The 8,930-nt window shown below is 69.0% G+C and carries 7 protein-coding genes and 2 pseudogenes; 2 read left to right on the forward strand and 7 right to left on the reverse strand.

Annotation, left to right across the window (positions count from 1 at the left end):
* A pseudogene (locus G6016_RS17020) lies at positions 1–211 on the reverse strand (hypothetical protein); the annotation flags it as partial.
* Here G6016_RS17020 and G6016_RS15535 point away from each other — a divergent pair.
* Entirely contained in the window at positions 191–1,039 is an 849-nt protein-coding gene (locus G6016_RS15535) for a methyltransferase domain-containing protein (protein ID WP_182633508.1), read from the forward strand. The pseudogene G6016_RS17020 and the gene G6016_RS15535 sit on opposite strands and share 21 nt — an antisense overlap.
* Before the next feature lie 93 nt (positions 1,040–1,132).
* The gene (locus tag G6016_RS15540) at positions 1,133–2,605 is read left to right on the forward strand and encodes an aldehyde dehydrogenase family protein (RefSeq protein WP_182633509.1); all 1,473 of its coding nucleotides are present in this window, start codon (positions 1,133–1,135) and stop codon (positions 2,603–2,605) included.
* Between the two features lie 185 nt (positions 2,606–2,790).
* Here the strand turns inward: G6016_RS15540 and G6016_RS15545 are convergent, their stop codons facing one another.
* The 6 genes and pseudogenes from G6016_RS15545 to G6016_RS15570 all read right to left on the reverse strand — a co-directional run.
* Positions 2,791–3,453 (reverse strand): winged helix-turn-helix domain-containing protein, encoded by a 663-nt coding sequence (locus G6016_RS15545; RefSeq protein WP_182633510.1) that lies wholly within the window; start codon positions 3,451–3,453, stop codon positions 2,791–2,793.
* 156 nt (positions 3,454–3,609) lie between these two features.
* Positions 3,610–5,175, reverse strand: coding sequence for a sensor histidine kinase (locus G6016_RS15550; protein ID WP_338403641.1), 1,566 nt, complete (start codon positions 5,173–5,175; stop codon positions 3,610–3,612).
* Entirely contained in the window at positions 5,172–6,083 is a 912-nt protein-coding gene (locus G6016_RS15555; RefSeq protein WP_182633511.1) for a hypothetical protein, read from the reverse strand. Before G6016_RS15555 ends, G6016_RS15550 begins: the two co-directional genes overlap by 4 nt.
* A 236-nt stretch (positions 6,084–6,319) precedes the next feature.
* The gene (locus G6016_RS15560; protein ID WP_182633512.1) at positions 6,320–8,146 is read right to left on the reverse strand and encodes a phosphoenolpyruvate carboxykinase (GTP); all 1,827 of its coding nucleotides are present in this window, start codon (positions 8,144–8,146) and stop codon (positions 6,320–6,322) included.
* 110 nt (positions 8,147–8,256) lie between these two features.
* On the reverse strand, positions 8,257–8,670 hold the full coding sequence (locus G6016_RS15565) for a DUF6802 family protein (protein ID WP_182633513.1): 414 nt from the start codon (positions 8,668–8,670) through the stop codon (positions 8,257–8,259).
* Positions 8,667–8,930, reverse strand: a pseudogene (locus G6016_RS15570) (hypothetical protein); the annotation flags it as partial. The gene G6016_RS15565 and the pseudogene G6016_RS15570, both read right to left, overlap by 4 nt.

Genomic DNA, 8,930 nt, shown 5'->3' on the forward strand with positions numbered 1-8,930 from the left:
GCCCGACCCCACGCCCCTCCCGCATCGAGAAGTGGGTTCGGCGCAGGTGGTTCTCGGGTTTCGTGTGCGGAAGGCTCTTGGGGATGGGGATCGGGGATAGGGGATTGGCAGAGGTGTGGTTGGGGGCGACGGTGGCGGTGACGGTGGCGGCGGACCAGGTCGATCGGGTGGCGGCGGTATCGTCACCGCCGTGATCACCGACCCCGTCCATCGCTCGGACGTCCTGCGCCACGTCGCCCGCCGCGCTACGTTCGGCCGGTCGCTGGGCCTGCTGCGCTCGTTCCCGCAGGAGCAGTCCGACCCCGACGTCTTCTACTCCGGCCTCGCGCGGGACACCGTCGAACTGGTGGGGGACCTGTGGGAAGGCGCCGGTGGTAAGACCGGAGCGGGTGGGGGCGGCAGGGCCGTCGGGGCAGTCGGGGCTGGGGCAGGCGGGGGCGGTCGGCTGCAGGGGCTGACCGTCCTCGATGTGGGCGGCGGGCCCGGCTACTTCTCCGAGGCGTACGCCGCGGAGGGGGCGCGGTACGTCTCGGTCGAACCCGATGTCGGGGAGATGGCGGCCGCCGGCATCACCCAGGCGGGCTCGGTCCGGGGAAGTGGCATGGCGCTTCCGATCCGCTCGGACAGTGTCGATGTGTGTATTTCCAGCAATGTCGCCGAGCACGTGCCCGAGCCCTGGACGATGGCGGAGGAGATGTGTCGGGTGACGCGGCCCGGCGGCGTCGTCGTCGTCTCCTACACGCTCTGGTACGGACCCTTCGGCGGCCACGAGATGGGCCTGACCCACTACCTCGGCGGGGACCGGGCGCGGCGGATGTACGAGCGCAAGCACGGGCACCGACCCAAGAACTACTACGGCGAGTCGCTGTTCGAGGTGGGCTGCGCCGAGGGCCTGGAGTGGGCGCGGTCGACGCGCTCGGCCGACCTGCTGGCCGCGTTCCCGCGCTACCACCCGCGGTGGGCGTGGTGGCTCGTGCGTGTGCCCGGCGTGCGCGAGGCGCTGGTGTCGAATCTGGTGTTGGTGCTGCGCGCGCGGTAGGCAGCCGGCGGGAAAGTTGACGCACACCCGAGGCCGGGAACTCGTCTAGAGTGGATTGGAACACGTTCTTGTTTCCCACTCACGGAGGTCACCGTGGTCGTCGTCCATGACAAGCTCTTCTCCGGCTCACGCTGGGCCGATCCCCTCACCACCGGTGTGCTGGAGGTGACCTCGCCGGCCACGCGGGCCGTGGTGGGGCGCGTCGCGGAGACCACCACCGAAGACCTCGACGAGATGATCAGCCAGGCGCGCGACTCGTTCGAGTCCGGGGTCTGGCGGGGCACCCCGCCCGCCGAGCGCGGCGCCCTCCTCGGCCGTGTGGCCGACATGCTCGAGGAGCGTCAGGCGGAGGTCTGCAAGATCCTGTCCGACGAGATGGGCACGCCCGCCTCGACCGCCGCCATGATCCAGGTGACCCCGACCCTCGGCGTGTTGCGCTACTACGCGAAGCTGGCCGCGGATTTCCCGTGGAGCGAGGTCCGTCAGGGTGACTTCGGTGCGTCTGTGGTGACGCGGCAGCCCGTCGGCGTGGTCGCCGCCATCACCGCCTGGAACGTGCCGCTCTACCTCAACGCCGCCAAGCTCGCCCCGGCACTGCTTTCCGGCAGCTCTGTGGTGCTCAAGCCGTCGTCCGCGACCCCGCTGTCCGCGCTGTGGCTGGCCGACCTCTTCCGCGAGGCCGGGCTGCCCGAGGGCGTGCTCTCGATCGTGACCGGCCCCAGCTCCGTCGGCGACCACCTGGTGGCGAGCCCGGAGATCGACAAGATCTCCTTCACCGGCTCCACCGGCGTCGGCAAGCACATCGCCAAGATCGCCGCCGAGAACCTCACCCGGTGCTCGCTCGAGCTCGGCGGCAAGAGCGCCGCCATCGTGCTCGAGGACGCCGACCTGGCCTCCGCCGGCGGCACCATGGTGTTCTCCGCACTCATGAACTCCGGCCAGGCCTGCGTGTCGCAGAACCGCATCCTCGCGCCGCGCTCGCGCTACGACGAGGTGGTCAACGCGCTGGTCGAGAACGTCTCGCTCATGCCCGTCGGCGACCCGGCCGACGAGGGCACCGTGTTCGGCCCGCTCGCCAACCACAAGCAGCAGGCCAGCGTCGAAGGCTACATCTCCAAGGGCATCGAGGAGGGCGCGACCATCGCCTTTGGCGGCGGCAAGGTCGAGGGCCTGCCCGCCGAGGTCGCCGACGGCGCGTACGTGCAGCCGACCATCTTCCGCGACGTCGACAACGCGATGACCATCGCCCAGGAGGAGATCTTCGGGCCGGTCATCCAGGTGATCCCGTACGGCACGGTCGACGAGGCCGTCCAGATCGCCAACGACTCCGAGTTCGGTCTCGCCGGGGCCGTCTACTCGCAGGACCCCGACGCCGCCCTGGCCGTGGCCCAGCGGGTCCGGACCGGCACCATGGGCATCAACTGGTACGCCTTCGACCCCACCGCCCCGTTCGGCGGGTTCAAGAACTCCGGCATCGGCCGCGAGAACGGCCCCGAGGGGCTGGAGGCCTACTGTGAACTGCAGAGCGTGCTCATGCCGTTCGGTTGGGAGCCCAGCGAGGGCTGATCCTTAGAGCGACGGCTGACCGCACCCAGACGCCGGCCCACCGGGAGCAACTGCTCCGGTGGGCCGGCGTCTGTGATTGTCAGTGCTGGGCCGCCGCGAGGCCCGGCTGTGGGAGTTCGCTGGTGTGCGGGGAGAGGTGCGGTGGTGCCGAGGTGCGGCGGGGCCTACGTGCGGGGAGAGTGGGCCTATTCGACCCGGTAGCCGACACCTCGTACCGTCTGCACCTTGTTCTCGCCGATCTTTCGACGCAGTGACCGGATGTAGACGTTGACGATGTTGGAACCGGGATCGAAATCCATGCCCCACACGCTCTCGAGGAGCTGCTCGCGGCTGATGGTCTCGCCCTTGTTGCGCAGGAGCATCTCGAGCAGCGAGTACTCGCGGTTGGTCAGCTCCTGGATGCGGCCGTCCACCTCGACGCGGCGGGTACGGATGTCCAGGCGCATGCCGCCGTGCTCGAGGATGCCCGGGTCGTCGGAAGCCTCGTGCTCGCGCAGGCGCAGGCGGATGCGGGCCAGCAATTCGGGGACCCGGAACGGCTTGATCATGTAGTCGTTGGCGCCGGAGTCCAGGCCTTCGACGGTGTTGGAGACGCTGTCGCGTGCCGTGAGGATGATGACCGGCGCGTTGAAACCCTGTGTACGGGCCTCGCGCAGGAGGGTCAGGCCATCGGTGTCGGGAAGGCCGATGTCCAACAGCATGAGGTCGATGTCGGAGATCGTCGACAAGATGGCGCGCGCGCTCTCTCCGTCGACCGCCTCAAGCGCGGTGTATTCCGCACCGCCGAGTGCCTTCACCAGCACCGAGCGGATGAGGTCATCGTCCTCCACGACGAGAATGTTCGTCATGTAACCCTCCTTCTCCGACTACGGAGTATGGCATGCATAAGGCCCAGTGGCTTAGTCCGCGGTGCACGTGTCCGCCTGTCGATAGTGAAACTAGGTCATGCTCGGGGTCCGGCGGCGGGGAAGGCCGAACAACCCGGCGTTGCCCGGTCGTCGGAGTCAGTCGTCGTCCTCGACCGCGGGTGGGGCACTGACCTTCTCGTCGGTGGCCGAGTTCTCGGCGGGGATGAAAGGGATGACGAAGCAGAATGCCGCCCCGCCGCCCCTGGCGTTGAACGCGAACGCGCGGCCGCCGTGGGCGCGGGCGATCGTGGAGACGATCGCCAGACCCAATCCGGTGCCACCGCGGCCATCCCGAAGTTGACCGCGGGCGGTGTGGAACCGCTCGAAGATGCTCTCCTCCTCGCCGTCCAGGATGCCGGCGCCGCTGTCCCGCACCCACCAGATCAGGCGGCGCTGATTGCGCTCACTTTCGGGGTTCGGGGGCGGCGACCCCGCGGCGACATCCGGCGGAATCGTGGGGGTGCCGGGCTCGAGCATGCGGCAGCCGATCTCGATCCGGTCGCCGTCCTTGGTGAATCGCACGGCGTTCGAGCAGAACTGCACCAGGGCCTGAGTGATCCGATGCGGGTCCAGGAGGGCGACGCCCTCGGCGTAGGGGAGCACTGTCCAGTCACGGTCGGCGAGCACATCGACCTTCGCCTCGAAATCCAGGGTGAGGTCGGAAACCTCGGTCGGGGAGGTGAGCAGGAAGTCCGGCCGGTCGGCGCGCGCGAGCGTGAGGAGGTCCTCGACGATGCGGGTCATGCGCGACAGTTCGTCCTGCATGACGCGGGTCGTCGCCTCGCGGCCCTCGGGGTCTTCGGGCATGAGATCGAGATTGCCCTGCACCACGGTCAGTGGGGTACGGAGTTCGTGCCCGGCATCGTCGAGGAATTCGCGCTGGGTGCGATACGCGTCCTCAACGCGTTCCAGCATCTCGTTCACGGTATCGGCGAGGGACACGATCTCGTCGGGACCGTCCGAGGGCACCCGGCGGGACAGGTCGGCGGCGGAGATGGTCTCGGCCGCCTCGCGGATCCGGCGGACGGGCACGATCATCCTGCCCGCGATCCACCACGCGAGGAACGCGCTGAGCACCATGCCGCCGGCGCTCGCCCACAACAGGTACTCGGTGACCCGCCGGACCTCCCCGGAGTCGTCGAGATCGTTGACCGCGACCACCAGGGTCGCCGGTCCGGCGGGACTGTCGACGGACGTTTTGCGCCAGCTCACCGCGTCGCCGATATCGCCGGAATCATCACCGGAGACCAACCCGATCCGCTGGATCTGTGACCGTACCGCCGGCGGGAACAGGCGGTCCTCTCCCGGTCCGTAGCGGGACAACGTGAACTGTGTGCCTGAGGCGTCAGCAGTGCCGACGAGCAGGAGTTCGGCCGACGGGTACTGCTGCGCGAGATAGGCGCGGATCAGCTGCTCGACGGTCGGTTCCTCGGCCTCGAAGCTGGGCAGGATGCCCTCTGTCATGAACGTGGTGAAGTCGGCGGTCTCGCGGCTCAACCGGGTGTCGGTGACCCGGTCAGCGCTGAGAAAGAGCAGCTGCCCGGTGAAGACGACCATGGCCGCGAACACGGCGGCCGTGATGAACGTGATGCCCGCGGTGATCCGCAGACGCGCCGAATTCCACCATCGGATGGGAGTAGGCGACGTGGAGCGTGTCGTCACCGGCCGCCCGACCGCGCGTTACCGTCCGGGCCTCCCGGCCCGCCGGCGTGGTCGGGGCGTTTGGAGTCGAGGTCGACCTTGGCGCCGTCGGTGCCGAAGCGGCCCTGGCCTGAGTTGCCGTTGCCGTTTCCAGAGTTGCCATTGCCGGAGTTGCCGGAATTACCGTTCCCGTTTCCGTTTCCGTTTCCGGAATTGCCTGGGTTGCCGTTGTCCGACCGGCCGTTGTTATCCGCTGCGTGCGCTGGCGGACCCTGTGTGTCGGCATGCGGGGGGCGTCCGGGCACACCGGCGTGCGGGGGCCGGGCATTGCTGATCTGCTCTTCGGTCCGCGATGCCTGGGACTCCGGGGCCCGCAGTGATTCCTGGATCGGACGCTGCCAGTCACCTCCGCCTCCGCCGAGCGGGCTGTGCGACGGCAACGTCGGCGGCATGGGTCGGGAGGGGGAGGGCGCCTGATTGGCGATGGTGGGCTCTGCCCCTGAGGGGCTGTAGTCGCGCACGGGAGGGGCGACCGGAGCGGCCGGGGTGCCGACGTGAGGGCTGGCCTCATCCGGCGCGTTCCAGCTGGTGCCCGCGGACTCGGTGTCGTCGTCGCGTCCTTCTGCGCTGGGCAGCGGCGCCAGGTCGGCGTCAGCGACGGGCAGCAGCGACAAGATCCCCGAGATATGGACTGGCAGGGCGAAGTTCGCGTACCCGTCGATCACGCTCAGGTGCGGCCGACGCCCGTCGATAGACGTTCCGGAGTTCGCGGCCGATTCTGAGGTGTGCGTGGCGTCCGGGCCCAGGTGGCTGTCATCAGCGACCGTGGAGGGAGGCATCAGGGGATCCAGGGCGCCGCTGATGGCGGCGAGGCCGAGGCCGCCGAACACGACGGGGATCGCGGCCAGCGCGATGGTCACTGCGCGCATGATCCCCCTTTCCTCGGCCAGTGATACGTCTACCTCAACCCTCAACTCTGGCACCTGGATTCCATTTTCGGAGGACCGTGAACGCATTCTAATATCGAACGATTATCGAATCCGGGGTGACGATCGTTACGCGGTCGCGTGTCAGTGTTGTTCTGGCCGACGAGAAAGGGCGGGCCGCACCTGATCAGCGCGGCCCGCCCCGGGCGTACTCGGCGACGCGACGGTCGCGGGCTGGGTCAGCCCAGGCGCTCCTTGAGTGCGGCGAACTCCTCGTGGACCTCGGCGGGGACCCGCGGGCCACAGAACTCGAGCCACTCGGTGATGAGCGGCAGCTCGCGACGCCACTCCTCGGGGTCAACGGCCAGGGCTGCCTCCACGTCCTCCATCGGGGTGTCGAGTCCGGTCATGTCGATGTCCGCGGCGCGGGCGGTGATGCCGGCGGCGGTCTTGTCGCCCTCGACGCGTCCCTCGATGCGGTCGACGATCCACTTGAGCACGCGGCTGTTCTCGCCGAAGCCGGGCCACACGAAGCGGCCGTCGTCACCCTTGCGGAACCAGTTGACCAGGAAGATCTTGGGCATCTTGTCGCCACCGCGGGCGCCCATGTCGACCCAGTGCTGGAAGTAGTCACCGACGTTGTAGCCGAGGAACGGCAGCATGGCCATGGGGTCGCGGCGCACGGCGCCGACCTGGCCCTCGGCGGCGGCGGTCTGCCCGGAGGACAGGGTCGCGCCGATGTAGACGCCGTGGTTCCACGACAGGGCCTCGGAAACCAGCGGCACCGTGTCGGCGCGGCGGCCACCGAACAGGATGGCCGAGATCGGCACGCCCTCGGGCGAGTTGAACTCGTCGGCGGCCACGGGGCACTGTTCGATCGGCACGCAGTAGCGCGAGTTGGGATGCGCGGCGTTGCCGGCCTTGCCGTCGCCGTCCGGGGTCCACTCATTGCCCAGCCAGTCGATCAGGTGATCCGGGGTGCCCTCGAGGCCCTCCCACCACACATCGCCGTCGTCGGTGAGGGCGACGTTGGTGTAGACCGAGTTGCCGGGCTCCAGGGTCTTCATGGCGTTGGGGTTGGACGAGTAGTTGGTGCCCGGCGCCACGCCGAAGAACCCGAACTCGGGGTTCACGGCGTAGAGGCGACCGTCGGCGCCGAAGCGCATCCACGCGATGTCGTCACCGACGACCTCGGCGCGCCAGCCCTCGAGCGTCGGCTGGATCATGGCGAGGTTGGTCTTGCCGCAGGCGGACGGGAAGGCGCCGGCGATGTAGTACGCCTTGTCCTCCGGCGAGATGAGCTTGAGGATGAGCATGTGCTCGGCCATCCAGCCCTCGTCGTGGGCCATGGCGGAGGCGATACGCAGGGCGAAGCACTTCTTGCCGAGCAGGGCGTTGCCGCCGTAGCCGGAGCCGAACGACCAGATCTCCCGGGCCTCCGGGAAGTGCGTGATGTACTTCTCCTCGTTGCACGGCCAGGAGACGTCCTCCTCGCCCTCGGCCAGCGGGGCGCCGACCGTGTGCAGGCCCTTGACGTACTCGCCGTTCGAGCCAATCTTGTCCATCGCGGCCTGGCCCATGCGGGTCATGACCTTCATGGAGACCACGACGTAGGCCGAGTCGGTGAGCTCGATGCCGAGCTTGGGGTCCTCGGCGTCCAGCGGACCCATGCAGTAGGGCACCACGTACATGGTGCGACCGCGCATGCTGCCGCGGAACAGCTCGGTCATCTCGGCACGCATCTCGGCCGGGTCACGCCAGTTGTTGGTCGGGCCGGCGTCCTCTTCGGTCGCGGAGCAGATGAACGTCCGCGACTCGACGCGGGCGACGTCCTTGGGGTCCGACTGGGCGAGGAACGAGTTGGGGCGCTTGGCCTCGTCCAGCTTGACGAAAGTCCCGGCCTCCACCAGCTCAGCGGTGAGGCGGTCCCACTCCGCGTCGGAGCCGTCTGCGAAGACAACCCGGTCCGGCTGGGTGAGCGCGGCGACCTCCGCGATCCACGCGAGCATCTCTGCGTGGTCTGTTGGTGCCTGACCCTCGAGGCCGGGAATGGTGGTGCTGGTCATCACTGCTCCTCGCGCGTGGTGCATGGTCTTTTACACAGTATCGTCACACTACGTCGGGCGCGGTGTCCGCGCCCCGCCCCCCACCCTAATGTGAGGTATCCCTCAGGTCGTCAGATGTGGCCGTGGTCGATCCGCTCCCACCGGGCCGGCACGGGGGACGTCGCGGGAGACCCGTCCCGCTCCTCGTTGACGAAGCCGCCGAAGGCCACGCCCTCGGTGGGATTGGCCAGCCGCCAGGAGTCGTAACTGCCGTCGAACCGCACCGTGGAGACGTGGTCGACGGTGCCGTCCCCGTCCGCGTCTGTATATACGGTCAGTCCGCGGTCGTCGCCCAGGGTGACCGCCTCCATGAAGCCGTCCCCGTCGAGGTCCGCCTCCGGCGCGCCGAGGTCGAGGACGCTGTCACCAACGGGCACGTGCAGTCCGAGGGACGACGCCTCGGCGAGTGGGGCGCCCTCGAGTCCGCAGACGTCGGGGGCGGGCTGTTGGTCGAAGGCTTCCGATCCGAAGAGTGGGTCGGTCATGGGGAGGGGCTCCCTGTCGGGATGGGCGCGGACGGTGCCGCGTCGATGGGTTCCGCAACTGTACGTGCGCGGCCGGCCGGAATGGGGTGCTCCCTCGCCGGCGGCGCGGTCGCGCGCAACCGTCGGATCCGCCGTTCCAGGTCGGCGACCCGCGGTCCGGGGTCGTGGGCGAAACCGTCGGTGATGATCGCCTCGGCGGCGAGGATGCGCGCACCTAGCGCCTGCTCGGCCTCACCGCGCAGCGCCGCCAGCCGGTCGCC

It is taken from the genome of Dietzia aerolata (assembly GCF_014144865.1).
GTDB lineage: Bacteria > Actinomycetota > Actinomycetes > Mycobacteriales > Mycobacteriaceae > Dietzia > Dietzia aerolata.